At 37.0% G+C, this 20,087-nt stretch carries 20 protein-coding genes; 13 read left to right on the forward strand and 7 right to left on the reverse strand.

Annotated elements, in window-relative coordinates; all coding sequences use genetic code 11:
* A complete protein-coding gene (locus PQ459_11450) occupies nucleotides 1-1,086 on the forward strand; it encodes an FUSC family protein (protein WDF45511.1) in 1,086 nt (361 codons plus the stop codon).
* 3 nt (nucleotides 1,087-1,089) lie between these two features.
* Here the strand turns inward: PQ459_11450 and PQ459_11455 are convergent, their stop codons facing one another.
* From PQ459_11455 to PQ459_11475, 5 genes are all read right to left on the reverse strand, one after another.
* Nucleotides 1,090-1,443 carry a hypothetical protein gene (locus tag PQ459_11455; GenBank protein WDF45512.1) on the reverse strand — a complete coding sequence of 118 codons (354 nt, stop codon included), beginning with the start codon at nucleotides 1,441-1,443 and terminating at the stop codon, nucleotides 1,090-1,092.
* Nucleotide 1,444: 1 nt separating this feature from the next.
* On the reverse strand, nucleotides 1,445-1,627 hold the full coding sequence (locus PQ459_11460; GenBank protein WDF45513.1) for a hypothetical protein: 183 nt from the start codon (nucleotides 1,625-1,627) through the stop codon (nucleotides 1,445-1,447).
* Nucleotides 1,628-1,641: 14 nt separating this feature from the next.
* Nucleotides 1,642-2,685: a hypothetical protein gene (locus PQ459_11465; protein WDF45514.1), complete on the reverse strand. Its 1,044-nt coding sequence runs from the start codon at nucleotides 2,683-2,685 to the stop codon at nucleotides 1,642-1,644.
* On the reverse strand, nucleotides 2,682-3,593 hold the full coding sequence (locus PQ459_11470; GenBank protein WDF45515.1) for a glycosyltransferase family 2 protein: 912 nt from the start codon (nucleotides 3,591-3,593) through the stop codon (nucleotides 2,682-2,684). The genes PQ459_11465 and PQ459_11470 overlap by 4 nt, the downstream gene beginning before the upstream one ends.
* 75 nt (nucleotides 3,594-3,668) lie before the next feature.
* Nucleotides 3,669-4,469 carry a class I SAM-dependent methyltransferase gene (locus PQ459_11475; protein ID WDF45516.1) on the reverse strand — a complete coding sequence of 267 codons (801 nt, stop codon included), beginning with the start codon at nucleotides 4,467-4,469 and terminating at the stop codon, nucleotides 3,669-3,671.
* Nucleotides 4,470-4,567: 98 nt separating this feature from the next.
* On the opposite strand from PQ459_11475, the gene PQ459_11480 reads away from it, so the two are divergent.
* The 5 genes from PQ459_11480 to PQ459_11500 all read left to right on the forward strand — a co-directional run bounded on the left by PQ459_11480 (nucleotide 4,568) and on the right by PQ459_11500 (nucleotide 11,818).
* Nucleotides 4,568-5,833, forward strand: coding sequence for an MFS transporter (locus PQ459_11480; GenBank protein ID WDF45517.1), 1,266 nt, complete (start codon nucleotides 4,568-4,570; stop codon nucleotides 5,831-5,833).
* A 148-nt stretch (nucleotides 5,834-5,981) separates the two neighbouring features.
* On the forward strand, nucleotides 5,982-7,508 hold the full coding sequence (locus PQ459_11485) for a SulP family inorganic anion transporter (GenBank protein WDF45518.1): 1,527 nt from the start codon (nucleotides 5,982-5,984) through the stop codon (nucleotides 7,506-7,508).
* 803 nt (nucleotides 7,509-8,311) lie between these two features.
* Nucleotides 8,312-9,907, forward strand: coding sequence for a peptide chain release factor 3 (locus PQ459_11490; GenBank protein WDF45519.1), 1,596 nt, complete (start codon nucleotides 8,312-8,314; stop codon nucleotides 9,905-9,907).
* A 121-nt stretch (nucleotides 9,908-10,028) separates the two neighbouring features.
* Nucleotides 10,029-10,691 carry a hypothetical protein gene (locus tag PQ459_11495; protein ID WDF45520.1) on the forward strand — a complete coding sequence of 221 codons (663 nt, stop codon included), beginning with the start codon at nucleotides 10,029-10,031 and terminating at the stop codon, nucleotides 10,689-10,691.
* 188 nt (nucleotides 10,692-10,879) lie between these two features.
* Nucleotides 10,880-11,818 (forward strand): DUF4349 domain-containing protein, encoded by a 939-nt coding sequence (locus tag PQ459_11500; GenBank protein ID WDF45521.1) that lies wholly within the window; start codon nucleotides 10,880-10,882, stop codon nucleotides 11,816-11,818.
* A 53-nt stretch (nucleotides 11,819-11,871) separates the two neighbouring features.
* On the opposite strand, the gene PQ459_11505 is transcribed toward PQ459_11500, so the two are convergent.
* Nucleotides 11,872-12,429, reverse strand: coding sequence for a hypothetical protein (locus PQ459_11505; GenBank protein ID WDF45522.1), 558 nt, complete (start codon nucleotides 12,427-12,429; stop codon nucleotides 11,872-11,874).
* 222 nt (nucleotides 12,430-12,651) lie between these two features.
* On the opposite strand from PQ459_11505, the gene PQ459_11510 reads away from it, so the two are divergent.
* From PQ459_11510 to PQ459_11540, 7 genes are all read left to right on the forward strand, one after another.
* A complete protein-coding gene (locus tag PQ459_11510) occupies nucleotides 12,652-13,326 on the forward strand; it encodes a helix-turn-helix domain-containing protein (GenBank protein ID WDF45523.1) in 675 nt (224 codons plus the stop codon).
* A gap of 3 nt (nucleotides 13,327-13,329) precedes the next feature.
* On the forward strand, nucleotides 13,330-14,826 hold the full coding sequence (gene crtI / locus PQ459_11515) for a phytoene desaturase family protein (protein WDF45524.1): 1,497 nt from the start codon (nucleotides 13,330-13,332) through the stop codon (nucleotides 14,824-14,826).
* A complete protein-coding gene (locus tag PQ459_11520; protein ID WDF45525.1) occupies nucleotides 14,810-15,646 on the forward strand; it encodes a phytoene/squalene synthase family protein in 837 nt (278 codons plus the stop codon). The genes crtI and PQ459_11520 overlap by 17 nt, the downstream gene beginning before the upstream one ends.
* A 49-nt stretch (nucleotides 15,647-15,695) precedes the next feature.
* Nucleotides 15,696-16,166 (forward strand): SRPBCC family protein, encoded by a 471-nt coding sequence (locus PQ459_11525; GenBank protein ID WDF45526.1) that lies wholly within the window; start codon nucleotides 15,696-15,698, stop codon nucleotides 16,164-16,166.
* Entirely contained in the window at nucleotides 16,166-16,624 is a 459-nt protein-coding gene (locus tag PQ459_11530; protein WDF45527.1) for a sterol desaturase family protein, read from the forward strand. The genes PQ459_11525 and PQ459_11530 overlap by 1 nt, the downstream gene beginning before the upstream one ends.
* Entirely contained in the window at nucleotides 16,624-17,343 is a 720-nt protein-coding gene (locus tag PQ459_11535) for a lycopene cyclase domain-containing protein (protein ID WDF45528.1), read from the forward strand. Before PQ459_11530 ends, PQ459_11535 begins: the two co-directional genes overlap by 1 nt.
* A gap of 112 nt (nucleotides 17,344-17,455) precedes the next feature.
* The gene (locus PQ459_11540) at nucleotides 17,456-17,746 is read left to right on the forward strand and encodes a DUF3817 domain-containing protein (GenBank protein WDF45529.1); all 291 of its coding nucleotides are present in this window, start codon (nucleotides 17,456-17,458) and stop codon (nucleotides 17,744-17,746) included.
* A gap of 88 nt (nucleotides 17,747-17,834) precedes the next feature.
* On the opposite strand, the gene PQ459_11545 is transcribed toward PQ459_11540, so the two are convergent.
* Nucleotides 17,835-20,072 (reverse strand): xanthine dehydrogenase family protein molybdopterin-binding subunit, encoded by a 2,238-nt coding sequence (locus tag PQ459_11545; protein WDF45530.1) that lies wholly within the window; start codon nucleotides 20,070-20,072, stop codon nucleotides 17,835-17,837.
* Nucleotides 20,073-20,087: the final 15 nt, after the last annotated feature.

The raw sequence follows: 20,087 nt of genomic DNA on the forward strand, positions 1-20,087 counted from the left end.
TTGAAATCCGACTATCTTAAAAACGAGCTTCTCTCCTTTTTCAAATTAAAACCTTCACCGAGAAGCTGGCACATTCCTTTTCTTGCGGGACTTGCGGTTGGAATCCCGTTGATGTTTGGCTACTTTTTGGGCGACATCAGGTCTGCGCTCACAGCGAGTCTTGCAGGATTGGTCATCATTTATATTCCCAGCAACAGTGGATTTATCGAAACGATGATGAAGATGTTTGTCTGCTCGTTTGGGATGATTATTTCGTACAGTTTGGGCTTGGCGTTTAGTTTTAATCTTTGGATTGCATCTTTGGTTTTTGGGATTTTATCGATGGTTGCTTACTTTGTTGCAAGATATTTTAATCTAAAACCACCTGGAAGTTTTTTCTTTATAATGATGGCCTCAATGGCGATTGGACTTCCACACGCGCCGGAATTGATTCCAAAACGAGTTGGGATTTTCACAATTGGAACTTTGAGTGCTTGTCTTATTTGTTTGATTTACAGTTTGTTGATTTCAAAAAAGGAATTAAATAAAAATGTTACCACTTTTAATATCAATCCTTATGTCAATCTCGTAGAATCCTTTATCATCGGGATTTGTATGTTGGTTTCGGTGTTTGTGGGTAAGTTTTTCAATCTAGATTATCCGTATTGGATTCCGATTTCCAGTTTGGCAGTTTTGCAAGGTGTAAATAGCTATCACATCTGGAAACGCGGTCTTCATAGGATTATCGGGACAACCATCGGACTTGGAATTGCGTGGTTGATTTTCTCTTACGTCACGTCTTCCCTATGGATTTGCATTTGCATCATCACGCTTCAAATTATCGTCGAAATATTAATCACAAGACATTACGCTTTGGCCGTGATGTTTCTCACACCAATGGGAATTCTACTCGCCGAAACCGGAAGCTCTACTTCACTTGAACCCGATTACTTATTGCAAATGAGGTTTTTAGAAATTTTAATTGGAAGCGCAATTGGTTGCATCGGCGGTTGGTTTTTGTTTAATGAAAGAATCAGATTCAATTCCATCAAACATTTGAGAAGGTCGAAAGTGGTTTTGAGAAAGAGTTTCCAGAGAGCGAAATAAGCTTTAATGCATCGTGGCAATGTAAGCGAAAAGACACAAAACCGTCACGACCGCGAGAACTATTATCATATTATTAGCATCGGCCAAGTCGTTTTTGTTTTGCTTTCTTAAGTTTTTTGCCTCCGCAATCATAATTCCAAACCACGCAACCACAATTGCAAGCGCTAGAATAGCAAGACCAATTTCTCCACCAAGCGCGGCGACAAACAAAATCCCAAGCGTCAGAACCGATGCAATGATTAGAATCACGACTCTTACAATACTGTGAACCAACACGTTTTGCTTTTGAACGGGAAGATTTGAAATCACTTTTTTATCTTCCTTGATATCGAACAATTCATTAAATTCCTCGTTCATATCACTTCTGTTTTTGATACAATTTGATGAAAAAAGAAGTAAGTCCTGCGTAGGCCAAAATCTGTAAAATATTGGTTACCAGATAGACATTCTCTGAAAAACCATAGCGCTGGAACATATACGCCAATTGAATTAAAGTCAAGGTGATAAGGGAAACAACTGCTATTAAAGTGTAATTTTTCATCAATGTAATTTTAATTAAAGATTTTCAACGAGTAAGTTAAGTTTTTTAGAAATTGTTTCTTTCGAATAATCGCTGAAATCAAATGTAAGGTTTTTTACTTCAGAAAACTGTGACTGCAAATCTTTTTTCTCTTCGATAATAAATTCTAAATCTGAAGGATAAGTTGAAGGAAAAATAGCCGGTTTTCCATATTTGATGGCATCGCCGATATTTCCGCTGATTTTAGTTTTTCCATAGATTTCCTTGACTGAAAAGGATTCAGTTTCGGTTTGAATGGGACAATATAAAACGTCCGATTTCATCATACATTTATTAAATTCTTCTTGTTTTAATTTTTCTTCAAAATATTGAATTTTAACAAATTGAGGGATTTCAGTAGAAATTTGATTTAATCTTTCCAATTCTTCTCCAGAAGCTTTTCCAAGAAAAATAATTTCGTAATTTAGATTGATATCTTCGAAGTTTTTCAACTTTTCAAAGAACGAATAATAATCTCTCCTACTCTGCGAAACTGCACCAGGAACGACAATTTTAATTAAATCTTGTTGCGAATTTCCAGAAGTAAATTGATTAAAATAAATTGGCAGAAATTTCAGATGATTTTGTTTCGACATCAATGCATCAATTCCCAAAAGATATTTTGCCCTTTGATAAACTTTGGATGATTCCAAAAGTCCTTCTTTCAGGAATAATTTGAGTCTATATTGTTGGTCTTTTTTGAAAATACTTTTGAATAATTCCCATCTCGAAGCTTTTGTAAAGTTCAGATTATGAACTACAATCGCAGTTTTATATTTCTTGCCAATCGCCTTATAAAAATTGAAATGCCGATGAACGGTCCCAATGATTATCAAATCATAGTTTTTCTTTTTCAAGACTTCCAATAGTTCAGAATAATCTGTGAGGAAAATGTTGTGACCTTCAAGTTTTAATAATTTGAAAACCTTCTCGGAGAAGTAGAAATCCACAGAAATCTCACTTGAATTTTTCGTTAATTCGAAAAAATTGTTAACCAATTCGGCGTGTGTATCGAGTTCTATGTAAGCGATTTTCTTCATAATCCGAAGTTTTTGAAGAACTCTTTCCAACGTAGGTTTCGGATAAAATTAATTTCCTCTTTGTTCAATTCCCGTTTTTCATTTTGTTTCAAAAAAGAATTAATCGTTGTGAAAAACTCTTTCGCAGAACGATTTTTAAAAGAAGATTTAGCTGAAGAAATCATCGCCAGAGGCAAACTCAAGCCAATATTGTAAAAATACTGTCCAAGTTTTTCCGCTTTCTGGTCTTTGTATTTATAAGCTGTCGGGCGCAAATGTTTGACCCAAATATCTTTGATAGTCACCACTTCCCAACCGTGTTTTTTCGCCAGCAAGACATCCAGATTGTCCCAGCCCAAAACGGGCCGAAGTCCATTCATCGCTTCAAAACATTCCTTCCTGTAAGCTTTTATCGGACCTCTAACGTGATTTTTGGAAGACAGATTTTCGAAAACCCAATCGTGATTTTTATTACTGAAATCGAAGAGATTTTCGCTCGGCAATTTCAGATTTTTAATTTGTGGATTTTGCTTGTAATTTCTGATGTAAACCAAGCCGGAAACCAATCCAGCTTTAGGATTTTCCTCAAAAACCTGATTGACTTTTTCAAGGTAATTTCTTGGAAAAACAATGTCTGCATCATACTTACAAATCACATCAAAACCTTTCCAATCCACAGATTCCAAACCCTTGTTAAAAGACCGCACCACTTTTGCACCAGGCTGATGTTCAGAAGTTTGGAGATTTAAAAGTTGGAAATTAGAAGTTTGAAGTTGGAAGTTTTCTACGATTTCTTTGGTCTTGTCGGTAGAACCATCATTCACAACCACACAGGTAAAGTCCTGAAAACTCTGCTTTTGCAAAGATTCCAAACACGAAGCAATGCTCTGTTCTTCGTTGTGCGCAGGAATGATGATGAGAAATTTCAAATTGGTTGATAGTTGTTAGTTGATGGTTGTCAGGCTGAGGCGAAGTTTATCCTGAGCTTGTCGAAGGGAAGCTTTTTAAAATTGATTTGACTTTAATTTCACTTCAAACAAAACTTCCGGCGTCTTCGGACTTTCAAACGTTGAAGTTTTATATTTTTTCTTGGTGAAAATTGCGCACATCGTATTTTGCGGATGATAAAGATTTTGATGCAATTCTTTCGGCAACGCATCCAAAATCGCCTTGAAAACTTCATATCGGATTTTCTCCGGATTGTAAGCGTAATCGTGCCATACAACCACCGTTTCATCGTTAACCAAATGCTGGAAAACCCTTTCTGTATCGTGTTTTACCATTTCGTAAGAATGGTCGCCATCGATGAAAATCAAATCATATTTTTTATGCAGTACAGCAAAATCATAGGTTTTGGTATTGCCTTCCAGATGGAGGATTTTTGGATTTTTCTTGGATAAAATGCCGTGAAGTTCCGCGTATCTCTTGTTCCAGCCCATCGCTTCCATTTCTTTTTTGGAAAGGTTGAGCGTGGTACAATCTTCAATTTCTTTCGCAACGTTCCAAACACTTTCGCCTCGCCAGGTTCCAATCTCAAAATACGAGTTTTTTCCTTTGGCTAAGGTCTTTAACAAAGCCAAATCCGTAGAAAGCGAACCACCGTCCAAAATGCATAAATCAACTTCCGCTTCAAAATTTCCACCCGAAATCTCGTCCAAAGAAACCTCCGGAAGACTTAAAAATTGAGGATAATCTTTTTGAAATTCCTTTTTTCTAATATCATTCAAATCGAGAATGATATTGAGCAAACTTGGTTCTTTGATGATGTATTGAATGGCGTTCTTTAACTTCTGAAGCTTCGTCATTGATGATGGAAATTAATTTTAAAATGGTCTAATTTGAGTTAGAAGCCGAAAGTTACTGATTTTTGGCAAATTATTAGAAAAAATCCCTTTCTGATTCGGTGAAAAATTATACATTTCTTAATATCAGAAAATTCTCTAAAATCAATTTCCGAGGTATCTTTGCAAATTATTTTAATGATATGGATGCAACGATTGACCACTCAGAGAACACCGCAACTTCCCTGATTTCTTATATATTTTTCACTTTTATTGGTTACTTTATCATCGGATTGTCGCTTTCCGTTTTACCGATTTTCATTCATCAAGGTTTGGGATTCAGTATGTTGGTGGCGGGAATTGTGATTAGTCTTCAGTATGTGATGACGTTTGTGATGCGCGCTTATTCCGGAAAAATCGTGGACAACAAAGGTCCAAAACCCGCAGTTCTTGGAAGTATGTTGGGATTTTCGGCGACCGGAATTATTTTGATATTGGCGTTTTACTTTAAGTTCTCTCCCATCACAAGTTTGGTTTTCCTGATTTTCACCCGTTTGCTGACAGGTTCTGCAGAAGGAATGATTGGCGCAAGTCCCATCAATTGGGCGATTATGAGTCTTGGTGAAAAATACACCGCCAAAATCATTTCTTACAATGGCGTTGCCTGCTACGGCGCTTTGGCTCTGGGCGCATCTTTGGGCGTTGTGATTGTGAAGAATTTCAGTTTTTATGGATTGGGAATTCTGATTGTCATTTTAGGATTGATAGGCTATTTCTTCGCCAGAACCAAAGAAAACCGAACCGGCAAAAAATCCGAAGAAGCTCAAAAATCTTTCTGGAACGTGCTTGGAAAAGTTGCACCATTCGGGATGTGTTTGGCTTTGGGCGGATTGGGATTTGCCACGATTTCAACGTTCATAACGCTTTATTACGACTTTCACCATTGGGAAAACGGCGCGCTGTGTCTGTCGGTTTTCGGGATTTTGTTCGTCGTTTCGAGATTGATTTTCAGTAATGCGATTAACAGATTTGGCGGAATCAATGTGGCGATTGCCAGTTTGACGGTTGAAACATTAGGTCTGACCATCATTTGTTTAGCGACTCACCCATATTTAGCTCTCGTGGGCGCAGGAATCACGGGATTAGGATTTTCATTGATATTCCCAGCTTTGGGCGTAATGGCGATGAAAACTGTTCCGTCTTCCAATCAAGGTTCGGCGTTGGCCGGCTACGGATTGTTCATCGATATTTCTTTGGGAATCACGGGTCCTTTGATTGGCGGTGTGGCTGATGCTTTTGGATTGGCTTACATTTTCCCATTCAGTATTGCGATTGTTTTGATTGGATTGGGATTGGCTTATTTTCTGAAAATGAAATTGTCTGAGTAATCAAAAATTCTAGCTGATTTAGCAGATTGAGCAGATTTTATTAATGAAAACGAATCTGCAAAATCAGCTTTATCTACAAGGAAATTAATTATCTACAACACAAACAACTTTCCCAAGTTTCTTCCTAATTTCGCATTTTCAAATTCTTATGCAGAAAGTTCTCAACCTTTTTGATTTCTCTCAAAAAGTAAACTACAGAAACGAAATTTTCGCTGGACTCACCGTTGCAATGACGATGATTCCGGAATCTTTATCGTTTGCCATTCTTGCTGGATTTTCGCCGTTGACAGGTTTGTACGCCGCTTTCATAATGGGATTGGTCACAGCAATTTTTGGCGGACGACCGGGATTGATTTCCGGTGGCGCTGGTGCAACCGTGATTGTTTTGATTCCATTGATGATTTCTCACGGCATCGAATATGTTTTTGCTACCGTGGTTTTGGCTGGCATCATTCAGATTTTCGTGGGGATTTTTAAGTTGGGGAAATTCATTCGGCTGGTTCCGCAACCTGTGATGTACGGCTTTGTAAATGGTTTGGCGATTGTCATTTTTATGTCACAAATCAATCAGTTTAAAATTCAAGGTTCGGAAAGTTGGTTGTTTGGAAGTTCTTTATATGTGATGCTCGGTCTGGTCGCGTTGACGATTTCTGTTATTTTACTATTTCCAAGATTGACAAAGAAGATTCCGGCTTCTTTGGTGGCAATTGCGGTCACTTTTGCTTTGGTAATGATTTTCGGAATTCACACTAAAACAGTGAGTGATATTGCTAATATTGCTGGTGGTTTTCCACCGTTTCACATTCCAAATGTGGAGATGTCTTTTGAAGTTTTGAAGGTCATTTTTCCGTTTGCTTTGATAATGTCAACGGTTGGATTGACGGAAGGTTTGTTGACTTTAAATTTGGTTGATGAAATGACAAATACCAAAGGAAACAGCAACAGAGAATGCGTTGCACAAGGAACAGCCAATATTCTCAACGGTTTCTTTTTCGGAATGGGCGGTTGTCCGATGATTGCACAGACTTTGGTGAATCTTTCGGCTGGCGCAAGAGCCAGATTGTCTGGAATAATCGCTGCTTTGGTTATTCTCTTCATAATCCTTTTTGGTGCACCCGTGATTGGAAAAATGCCAGTTGCTGCTTTGGTTGGCGTAATGATAATGGTTTCTGTTGGAACGTTTGAATGGGCAAGTTTCAAAGCGATAAAGCGATTTCCGAAGTCTGATATTTTTGTGATGGTGGTTGTAACTTTGATTACCGTTTTCCTTCACAATTTGGCTTTGGCAGTTTTGATTGGTGTAATCATTTCCGCTTTGGTGTTCGCTTGGGAAAGTGCAAAAAGAATCCGTGCTAAGAAATATATTGATGATAATGGCGTAAAACATTACGAGATTTTTGGTCCGCTATTTTTTGGTTCTACGACGACTTTTGCGGAGAAATTTGATGTGATGGATGACCCAAAAGATGTGATTATTGATTTCAAGGAAAGTCGTGTGGTGGATATGTCTGCGATTGATATTCTGAATAAAATCACGGAACGGTATCAAAGTCAAGGGAAAACTGTGCGCTTGACACATTTGAGTTCTGATTGTTTGCGGTTGATAAAAAATGCGGAAAATGTGGTGGCTATCAATATTATTGAAGACCGGGAGTATCAGGTTTTGAGGGATTGATCTTTTATAAGGATTTTTTTAGCTTATATGTCTTCGAGAGCCTCAGACTGACAGTTGTGAGATATCAAAGTCTCGAAATTTTAGGTTTTGAATGATTGATTTTTTATAAGAAATTTCTAGTCTTTATATGTCTTCGAGAGCCTCAGACTGACAATTATGATATAATTGAGATTACTAAATTGCTAATCGATTTTTTATAAGGATTTTTTTTTAAATTGTCTTCGAGAGCCTCAGACTGACAATTCTAATGAATTCCGTTATGATATCCTAAAAACTCCCACTGATTTAGCAGATTAGGCAGATTTTTTATGCTGTAAATCTGCGAGAGATTATTATTCATAATTATGTTATTAAATTTAAAAATACTTTTATAATTCTTGGTCTTCGAGTCTGTTCAGACTGACAATGCTAATGTCTTTCGAAATCTTTGAATAATGTTGATAAGTTCGACTCCGCTCGGACTGACAATGGATTGATGTTGGAAATCTGAGTTACTTTTGTCACACTGAGCGGAGTCGAAGTGTTTCGGAATAGGATGACAATCTTTTTTTTAGTAGAAAGCTACTTTTACAAACAAAACCCATAGCCCCGATTGCAGTGGAAATCCTTTTTTGCGTTTACTGAATGTTCTATTTATAGGGAAATCGTCTGCAAAAAAGATTGCAACGGAAAGCGGGAAATAGCTCCAAATCAAAAATAAAAATATCTTTTGGACTAGGCCAAATAACTCCTAATTAATATCTCGAAAACTCGATTTTCAGAATTCGATAAAAAACACGATTTTTGCAGTCTCAAATTTTATTATGTCTTTAGAACAAGAAATCAGCAGGAGAAAAACTTTCGGGATCATCTCTCACCCCGATGCGGGAAAAACGACGCTTACAGAGAAACTTCTTCTTTTTGGAGGAGCGATCCAGGAGGCGGGCGCGGTAAAATCCAACAAGATCAAAAAAGGAGCAACCTCCGATTTTATGGAAATCGAGCGCCAGAGAGGGATCTCCGTAGCGACCTCGGTTTTGGCTTTTGAATATAAAGGTCACAAGATCAATATTTTGGATACTCCTGGTCACAAGGATTTTGCTGAAGATACTTATAGAACTTTGACGGCCGTTGACTCCGTGATTGTCGTGATCGACGTTGCAAAAGGTGTGGAGGAACAGACGGAAAAGTTGGTTCAGGTTTGTAGAATGCGAAATATTCCGATGTTGGTTTTCATCAACAAGTTGGATCGTGAAGGTAAAGATGCCTTCGATCTGCTGGATGAAGTGGAACAGAAATTAGGACTTCGCGTGACGCCACTTTCTCTGCCAATTGGTATGGGAGCGGATTTCCAAGGGATTTATAATATTTGGGAAAAGAATATCCAATTGTTCTTAGAAGAGAAAAAACAGAAAGTTGGCGAGGCTATCAAATTTGATGATATCAATGATTCTCAAATCGATGAATTGGTTGGGACAAAAGCGGCGGCGACCCTTCGTGAGGAATTGGAATTGGTGGAATCCGTGTATCCGGAATTTGACCGAGATGACTATATGAAAGGCGATTTGCAACCGGTTTTCTTCGGTTCTGCTTTGAATAATTTTGGGGTTCGTGAGTTATTGGATGCTTTCATCGAGATTGCGCCGAAGCCTCAGCCAAAGGAAAGTTCGACAAGAGTTGTGAAGCCTGAAGAGAAAAATTTCACTGGATTTGTGTTCAAGATCCACGCGAATATGGATCCCAAGCACAGAGACCGTTTGGCGTTTGTGAAAATCGTTTCTGGAACATTTAAAAGAAATGAAAATTACCTGCTTGTAAGAGAAGGCAAAAAGATGAAGTTCTCCTCTCCCAACGCTTTCTTTGCGGACAAAAAAGAAGTTGTGGACGAGAGTTTCCCAGGCGACATCGTTGGACTTCACGACACAGGAAATTTCAGGATTGGCGATACTTTGACGGCTGGTGAAAAGATCAGTTTCAAAGGAATTCCGAATTTCTCTCCGGAACATTTCCGTTACATCAACAATGATGATCCGTTGAAAGCGAAACAGTTAGCAAAAGGAATCGACCAGTTGATGGACGAAGGTGTAGCCCAGCTTTTCACGCTGACAATGAACAACAGAAAAATCATCGGAACGGTTGGAGCGCTTCAATACGAAGTAATCCAATACCGTTTAGAACACGAATATGGCGCAAAATGTACTTATGAGCCTATCGGAATCCACAAAGCTTGTTGGGTGGAAGCGGACGAAAGGTCTGAGGAATTCCAAGAGTTTGCACGATTGAAACAGAGATTCCTGGCGCGAGATAAATACGACCAATTGGTTTTCCTGGCAGATTCATCCTTCACAATCGTGATGACGCAGGAGAAGTTTCCGAATGTGAAGTTACATTTTATCAGTGAGTTTGCTACGGCAGAGTAAAATATATCATCCGCAGAGTTTTTCTGCGGATTTTTTTTGCATCAAATTTTAATGATATTGAAATTCTATTTTTATAAATTTACAATCATAATCCAAAGATTAATTAAAACCTTTTGTGAAATTGAGCAAAAAATATCTTCTATTATTTTTACCATTTTTATTCAGCTTTTCATTTTTATGGACTAGATATATAGAAATCGAAAAAGAATTGAATGAATCATCATTTATTGGAGAAATAATTGTTCGAAGCTACACTTCACGAACTGATACCATCACTGCCTCAGAACCAATAAGTATAAATGAAGTAATCGATGAGATGAGTTATTCATTAGTTGAAAAACCTGACTCATTAATTTCATATAAAACAGAAAAAACAAGGTTTACAAACGGAACAGTTTTCTTTGATATCAGACCAGAAAATGGATTGCCTTTTAAAATGGTAAATGAAAAAAAGCGTTTGGCTCAAGGTTTCTGGCCAGCGATCAACGACACTGTATTACTGATTAAGTCAAAAAACAATTCCATAAATCTATTCGCTGATATCGACAAGGAAGATTATGTATTCTGGTCGCCTTATCACAATTCAAGTTGGAATACTATATTTTTTGCAAACAAGCCTTTCTTTCAAGATACAATTAAAGTTAAAGATTATTCAATTAATAGAAGCGAAAAATATAATCAATCATTGCAACAAAACGCAAGGAGGAAAGGATACGAATTTGCTAGCAATTATTTCGTTAGAATAAAGAAAACTGATTTTAATAAAACTTTTGAAAATAAATAAACTTGTTTTCAACCAATAATTTACAAAGCTTACTGATACTTTCCCTTTTCCACCTCTTGTAAATTCCTTGTAAATAAATCACAACCATTTCATTTCCAACCAATTAAAACCTTACAAAAACATTCCCTTTCATTTACAAATTAATTTTTCACAGCCTTGGTAGTTTTACATCAACAAAATTATCCAAAATGAAAAAATTAATATTGACCGTGTTCGTCCTGAGCACATTGACAATGTGTAAGAAGTCCGATTTAGAACAAGCTAACAACACCATCGCAAGTGCAGATTCTCTAGTCGATAACGTTTCGGAAAGTGTTGAGAAATTCGATTCTACTGCCAACAAGATTGTAGATTCAGTCAATTTGAAAGCTAAAGATCTCATCAAAAATAAAGAGGAAATCGAGAAAGCTTTTGAAAACAGCAAGAATAAAATAGACTCAATTGGTGAGAATGTTGAGAAATTCAAGAAGGAAATCGAGGAGAAAAAAATCAGTTCTAATCTGGATTCGATTAAAAATTCCATCAAAAAAGAAATTCCAAAACCTGTCACCAAATCGGTAAACAAAATCGTTTACAGAGACAAACCAACACAAAATCCAGAGCCGAAACCTGCTTCAATTCTGAAGAAAGGTTATGTAGAAATCAACGTGGATGATATTGCAACGGGAAAATATCTGGTGCAGGAACAAATCAGAAAATATGATGGAAACATCAAAACCGAAAATCTGATCAGTAATGACGAATTCCAAACTTACTACATCACAGCGAAAGTTCCGCTTCAGAAATTCGATTATCTGGTGGAGGAATTGGCAGACCTTGGAACTGTGAAAAATAAGAATGTCGAGATTGTCGGAAATGACTACAATCAAAACAAAATGTGCGACATCGAGATCACTTTGTACGGCAACAAACTCCATCCAACTGAAAATGAAAATGATAAAAGTTTCGGTGACAGATCTCTGGACGCAATTTCCTCTGGCTGGAATGTTATCGGGAGCATTCTGCTCTTTCTCCTACCCTTTTGGCCAGTTTTCCTGATCGCCGGAATTGGTTATTATTTCTACAAAAAGAAAAACAACAAAAACCAAAACCCTCCTGAAAATAAGGATTCGCAAGAGAATGTATAAAACAAAAGACGCTTGATTTAAGCGTCTTTTTTATATAAATAGTGTATTGAAAATTAGTTCATCAAGCTTTTGCTCAAGTTGAGCGCATCTTGGTTTGAACTGTCGTATTGCAAAGATTTTGCGATATATTGTTTTGCTTTTTCCTTATCGGTGTCTTTATCTTGGAATGCGATAAAGAAATATGCGTAACCCAGATTTTGTTTCGAAGCTTCCACTTCTTCTGGTTTTACTTTTGCAATATATTGCTCATAAGCCTGTTTCGCACCTTGGTTATTCTTTGCCGATTGGTTTGCATACCCAATACTGTAATATGCTGGCGCCCAATCTGGAATAATGGCTGTGATCTTGTTCCAGGTCGCAATGGCCGAGTTCCAATCTCCAGCATCTTGGTAGGCTGTTGCCAACGTTACCAGAGTTTGCGTATCATCCGGTTTTGTCGCAACTTGCTTTTGCAAGGCTTCTATGGCTGGGTTTGTCACTGCTATGTTTGTCGCATTTGCAGTTGTTTCCATTTTTACAGTATCATTCGTGGTCGGTGCTGTTTGGGCAGTTAAGTAGCTTCCTGCTACCAGTGATAATCCAAACATTAAACTTTTCATTTCCGTTTTCATAACTTTTTGTTTTAATGTTATTAGTTAAGTCACAATAACGATTCCATAAATGTTTATTCTTTTCAAATTTTAATTTTTTTTAGAAATCCTTAACATAAATCTGATCGTAATTAAGATTTTTTACGATTTATAAAATTCGTGACTCATTTTTTGTCTAATTTTAGAATATTAATGAACAATTGGCATAATAATTAGTACATAAAAACACAAAATAAAACACAAATGAAATTCACCTTTATCAAAGAAATCATCGGTTTGGCGGAAAAATTTGATTCTCAAAATCAGGATCATTTTTATGCTAATGACATCAATGGTTTCAAATCTTGGATCGCAGACAAAGAACTCGACAAAAGAAACTCCGAATCCACCGAACAAATTTGGCAAGGAAAAGAGGAAGGTCGATCGCCGGAAAGCGTTATCAGCACTTTGTTGGTACATCTAAATCGTTATGCAAAAACTTATTCCAAATCTGCCATCGCAGGTTCGGATTTCAAAACGCAGGACGAATTCAGTTATTTGATCAATCTCAAAGCTTTTGGTTTGATGACAAAAATGGAATTGATTAAAAAAAATATCCACGACAAATCTTCCGGGATATTAATTATCAACAGATTAATAAACCAAGGTTGGATCCAACAATCCGATTCCCAAGAAGACAAGCGATCCAAAGTCCTTAACATTACTGAAGCTGGAAAATTGGCCTTAGACAATCAAATGGAAAAGATTCGAAACGCCACACGAATTGTCAGCGGAAATATAAACCATTCCGAAAAAATGGAATTGATAAGAATTCTCGACAAATTGGAAAAATTCCATCAGCCTATATTTTTAAAGAATATTGATAGTCAGCAATTGCTGGATGAAGTTAATAGACAATATTTTTTAGGAAAATTATAAATTATGAAAAAGAAAATTGCCATCATCGGTTCCGGATTCTCAGGCTTGTCGGCCAGCGCCTATTCCGCAAAACTCGGTCACGAAGTTCACGTTTTCGAGAAGAATTCAACAGTTGGCGGACGTGCGCGAAGTTTCCAGACAGACAATGGCTACACTTTCGATATGGGACCAAGTTGGTATTGGATGCCAGATATTATCGAAAATTTCTTTAATGATTTTAATAAACAAGCGTCCGATTTCTATGAATTGGTTCCACTCGATCCACAATTCGAAATGGTCTTTTCTGATGGAATAATGGCGATTCCACAAGATTTTGAAGCGATGAAAACGCTCTTCGAAGAAACCGAGAAAGGCGCAGGAAAACGGTTGGAAGATTTTATGAAAGATGCGCAATTCAAGTACGAAGTTGGGATGAAAGATTACGTCACGAAACCCTGCAATTCTTGGTTTGAGTTTGTTTCGCTTAAGATTCTGAAAAGTGCGTTCAGTCTTGATCTATTGACAGATTTCAGCAAGTTTGTCCGCAAATATTTTTCGAATCCGAAGTTGATCACATTAATGGAATTCCCCGTGATTTTCCTTGGCGCTTCGCCGAAAGATATTCCGGCACTTTACAGTTTAATGAATTATGGCGGTTACAAATTAGGAACTTGGTATCCGATTGGAGGCTTCATCAAGATTATAGAATCGATGCAGGAAATCGCTGTGGAACAAGGTGTTAAATTTCATTTCAATGCGAATGTCGAGCAAATTATTATTAATGAAAAGATAGCAAACGCACTTATCGTCAACGGCGAAAAAATTGAGTTTGATTCGATTATTGCTTCCTCAGATTATGAACATACGGAAAGTAAAATGCTTCCAAAAGAATACAGAAATTACGACGATAATTATTGGAAGAAGAAAACTTTTGCACCGTCTTGTCTCATATTTTATTTGGGAATCAAGGAAAAAATTCCAAATCTGAAACATCACACGTTGTTCTTCGAAAACGATTTGGATCTTCACACGACAGAAATTTATGAAGATAAAAAATGGCCATCCAAACCATTATTCTATGTTTGTTGTCCATCCAAAACCGATCAAAACATTGCGCCGGAAAACTGCGAAAATGTATTTTTATTAATGCCAATCGCCACTGGAATTGCAGATTCTGACCAGATGCGGGAAAAATATTTCCTCGAAATGATGAGCAGATTGGAAAAGCATACGAACACAGAAAATTTAATTCTTAAAATAGAATATAAAAGAAGTTTCTGTCTGGAGGATTTCAAACAGGACTACAACGCCTTCGAGGGAAACGCTTACGGATTGGCAAACACATTGTCACAAACCGCCGTTCTGAAACCTTCGCTAAGAAACAAAAAAATAAAAAATCTCTTTTACACAGGACAATTGACGGTGCCAGGACCAGGTGTTCCGCCAAGCATTATCTCAGGGAAAATTGCCTCCATAGAAGCCAACAAACAAATAATATCTAGCTATGAAAAAACTATTTGACGACCTTTCGTTCAAGATCAGCAAACAGACGACAAAGCAATACAGCACAAGTTTTTCGCTAGGAATCTTGGCTTTATCTTCCAAAATTCGAAATCCGATTTACGCAATTTACGGTTATGTAAGATTAGCAGACGAGATTGTGGACAGTTTTCACGGCTTCGACAAAGAAAAACTTTTGTGCCGTTTCCGAGAAGACACTTTTTTGGCTTTGGAAGAGAAGATTTCGCTTAATCCAATTATGCAATCTTTCCAGGAAACTGTGAGCAAATACGAGATTGATCACGAACTCATCAAGCAATTTCTGAGAAGTATGGAAATGGATCTTCACAAGATTGATTACAACTCGGAGCTTTACAAAGAATATATTTTGGGTTCTGCGGAAGTGGTTGGTTTGATGTGCCTTCACATTTTCGTAAACGGTGATAAAGATGAATTTGAAAGGTTGAAACCTTCTGCAATGATCTTGGGATCGGCTTTCCAAAAAGTGAATTTCCTGCGTGATATGAAAGATGATTATGATGTTTTGGGCAGAACTTATTTCCCTAATGTTGATATCAAAGCATTTGACAATCAAGTAAAAACGGAAATCGAAAAAGAAATAGCAAACGAATTCCAATTGGCATTAGAGGGCATTAAAAAATTACCAACTTCTTCTAGATTCGGCGTTTATTTGGCGTACAGATATTATCTTTCGCTTTTCAAAAAAATCAAGCGAACGTCTGCCACCAAAATGATCAACCAGAGAATCCGAATCTCCAACAGCAAAAAAATATCCCTGATGATGGGAAGTTACGTAGAATACAAAATGTTATCGATCTAAAATTCTGTAGATCTGTAAAATGAAATTGAAATAAATCTAAAAATTGAAAATGGTACACAGACTTTATAGAGAACAACAACTCAACTGCGATATAGAAACGGCTTGGAAATTCTTTTCCTCCGCCAACAATTTAGCCGTCATCACGCCGAAAGATATGAATTTCACAGTGTTGACGAAATTGGAGAACGATGAAATTTACAAAGGAATGCTGATAGATTACACAGTTTCACCGATTCTGAAAATCCCAATGAAATGGCAAACACAGATCACGCAAGTGGATTTCCAGAAGAGTTTTACGGATTTTCAGCAAAAAGGACCCTACAAATTGTGGAATCATTACCACGAATTTATCCCAAACGAAAATGGTGTTTTGATAAAAGACACTGTAAGCTACGAACTCCCGATGGGATTTTTGGGCGAAATTGCACACAAACTCTTTGTGAAAAGTAAACTCAAAAATATCTTTGATTTCCGCCACGAAGTCTTGGAAGTGATGTTCAACAACAAAAGAAAAGAATAATGAATTTCTTAATAATTTTAATAACTTTTTTCCTGATGGAAGGCTTTACTTGGGTCGTTCATAAATATGTGATGCACGGATTTTTGTGGTCACTTCACCGCGATCACCACGATCACAGCAGTGATCCGCCTTTAGAAAAAAACGATTACTTTTTCGTTATTTTTGCGATTCCTGCAATTGCCTTAATGTACATTGGAACAATGAACGATTTTGACATTTGGTTCTACATCGGAATTGGAATTACCCTTTACGGAATGTCGTATTTTTTCGTTCACGACATTTTCATTCATCAACGCGTGAAGTTTTTGAAGGACACGAAAAACCCTTATCTATTGGCAATTAGACGCGCTCACAAGCAACATCACAAACACATCAACAAAGAAGATGGCGAATGTTTTGGATTTCTTTGGGTGCCAGTCAAATATTTTAAAATGTACTTTAACAAAGACAAAGCCTGATGATTCAATACACCTATTTGCTGATTAATTTCTTTACCGTCATCATCTGTTTTATTTTTTCTTTTCATCCTAAGATTAAATTCAACAGACACTTTGGCGCCTTTATTAAAGCTTCGGTCTTGGTTGGTTTGGTGTTTATTCTTTGGGATATTTGGTTTACGAAAAATGGGGTTTGGTGGTTTAACTATCGATATTTAATCGGCTTAAAAATTACGGAATTGCCAATTGAAGAAATATTATTTTTCATCTGCATTCCGTTTTCCTGTATTTTCACTTATTTCTGTCTGGACAAATTTTTCAAACTTGATTGGAAACCAAATTCTGAAAAGATATTCGTCGTGATCTCATCAATTTTATTTTTAGGAATTGCACTTTATTGTCACGATAGAATTTATACATTTATTACTTTCTTATCAACTTCAATTAGCCTGTTGATTTTATATTTTGTCTTGAAAATCAATTGGATTGGGAAAGCCTCAATGATCTATTTGATATTGACACCGGGATTTTTTTTGGTTAATGGAATTCTTACCGGAACAGGTTTGGACTCTCCCATCGTGAATTACAATCCACAAAATCACATCGGTTTTAGAATGCTGACGATTCCAATTGAGGATTTTTTCTACGGTTACGAGATGATTCTTTGGAATTTGTTTTTCTTTTATAAATTTAAAACAACATCAGAATCAGAATCCAATATCAATCAACAAAGTATCTAGAAACACCAGTTGATTCAATATGATTTTAGAGTTGACTAAGTTGTCTAATCCATTTAAATCAATTATCATTGTAGGTAGATTTTGAAAACACAGAATCGGTTAAATAATTACAATGCTTAATTTTTATAGAAAAACTGCCTTGATCGAAGGTGTTTCTTATCTCATATTGCTTTTCATAGCTATGCCTTTAAAATATTTTTTGAACATTCCTGAAGCTGTTAAATATTTTGGTTGGATTCACGGGATTCTGTTTTTATTATTTTTTGTTGCTCTTGTATTAGCCTCTATCAAATACCGTTGGAGCATAATTAGAATTGCAATTTACCTCATCGCTTCTGTTCTCCCATTTGTACCTTTTGTACTTGACAAAAGACTTAAAAAAGAATATTTACAAAAAGAATGAAGATTAAAAACATCTATTTTGCTACCTTGAAAACTTGATTTACAAAGAATTATTCTCAAAATATTTTAAGATAAATCACACTATTCAATCAAAGCAATTGATCAAAGTGGATTGGAAGATTATAGATTCTTTTTCCAGTGGCGTGGAAAATTGCGTTGGTTATTGCCGGCGGCATTCCTACTCCGCCAATTTCCCCTACGCCTTTCACGCCCAAATCATTCACAAACTGATCATTCTCTTCAACAAAAACAACCTGCAGATCGTGGATATCGGCGTGAACAGGAATATGATATTCGCCCAAATTGGCATTCATATATCGACCCAAATTGTGATCTAGAATGGTTTCTTCGTGCAACGCCTTGCTGACTCCCCAGATCATTCCGCCGAGGATTTGGCTTTCAGCAGTTTTTGGATTAATGATTTTACCTGCAGCAACTGCAGTTACCGCCCGCGTTAATTCGATAGTTCCAAGTTCTTCATCTACTTCTACCTCTACAAACACTGCGCTGTGAACCGCCCTGGCTTTCTTGCCGTAAGTCAGTGGATTGGGCATAGCGGAATTTGTAGTTTTGATTGCTTTTCCATCATTAGCTTTTATAATTTCTTTAAAATCAAGTTTTGTATCTGGCTTATCATTTAAAATAATAAAACCATTTTTAAAAGTAACTTCATTAAATTTAGCATCTTTCAAAAATGAACCCTGGATATCTTTTGCTTTTTTGAGTAGCTTCTTTTTCAAGGCCTGACAAGCGTTCTGAACAGCCGGTCCAACTGTCGCCGTCGTGAAAGAACCACCCTGAATTGGCGCAAACGGCATTTTGCTGTCGGCATAAGAAAATGTAATATCTTCAATCGGAAGACCCAACTCATCTGCTGCAATCTGCGTCATAATAGTCAGTGTTCCGGTTCCAATATCTGTAACCGCACTCTTGATTTCGACTTTTCCATCAGCTGTCATGATTGCTTCTGCTCTACCAAATATTCTGTTCGCATCCCAAATTCCGGTAGCCATTCCGTAGCCAACTAATTTGTTTCCCCGCTTCATACTCCGCGGTTCTGGATTTCGCTGATTCCAGCCAAATTTTTTAGCACCTTGCAGATAGCAGTTTCTTAATTCTTTACTGGAGTATTCCTTATCACTGCTTTTATCAATCTCAGAATAATTTATTAATCTTAATTCCAAAGGATCGATATTTAATTTGTACGCAATTTCATCCATTGTCACCTCAATGGCGTGCATTCCTGTGCTTCCGCCGGGCGCTCTCATATCCAGCGGACTGTAAACATCCAGTGGCACAATTTCGTGTTCCAACAAAGTATTTTCTGCAGGATAAAGCATATTTGCCCAGTTGACAACAATCTCTACATAATCTTCAAACCTCGAAGTTTCACCGGTTGCCTTGTGGTAGATAGCGTTTACTTTTCCGTTTTTATCAGCACCAAATTTAGTATGCTGTAAAGTCGGGGGACGATGTCCGATCATATACATCTGAGCACGATCCAAAGTCACACGGACATTTCGTTTTAATGCTAACGAAGCCATTACAGCCATAAAAAGCTGATGCTGTGGACGAAGACCTGAACCAAAACCACCACCTACAAAAGGTGAAATTACCTGAACATTTTTCATTTTCAAGCCAAAAACATTGGCCACATACATTTGGGAATTGATTGTCCCTTGCGTTTTGTCGTATATTTTTAATTTATCTTTTCCTTCATAGATCACGGTCGAAGCGTACATTTCCATAGGATTATGATGTTCCGTTCCGTGGGAAAACTGACTGTCGATTTTAACAAAAGAATTTTCATATTCCTTTTCAAAATCACCTGTTGGTTTTGGTGGCGGTGGTTTCAGCATAGAAGCCAAACCTTTTTTCGGATCACGAGATTGATCCAAATTCGATTTCAGATCTGTTTCGAACGTTTCTTCTTCATAAACTACATTAATTTTTGTCGCTGCATAACGAGCCATCTCAAAAGTCTCTGCAACTACCAAAGCGATCGGTTGACCATTGTATTTGATTTCATTATCTTTCATCGGTTTGAAAACAGTTCCAGGGGGCGCATCCATATCAGCATATTGGAAATCAAACCAAGCTGTAGAAGGTCTGTTTACGTGCGTAAAAACTTCAATGATACCTTCCATTTTTTTAACTTCTGATGTATCTATCGATTTTATTTTACCTTTCGTAATGGTACTGTTTACCACATAGCCATATAATAAATCATCTGCTTCATATTCTCCTGCATATTTTGCACTTCCTGTTACTTTTAGGTGACCTTCCAGACGACTTACAGGTTTTCCAATTGATGGTGTATTTTCCATGGATTTTGATTTTCT

The organism is Chryseobacterium sp. KACC 21268 (assembly GCA_028736075.1).
Taxonomy (GTDB): Bacteria; Bacteroidota; Bacteroidia; order Flavobacteriales; family Weeksellaceae; genus Epilithonimonas.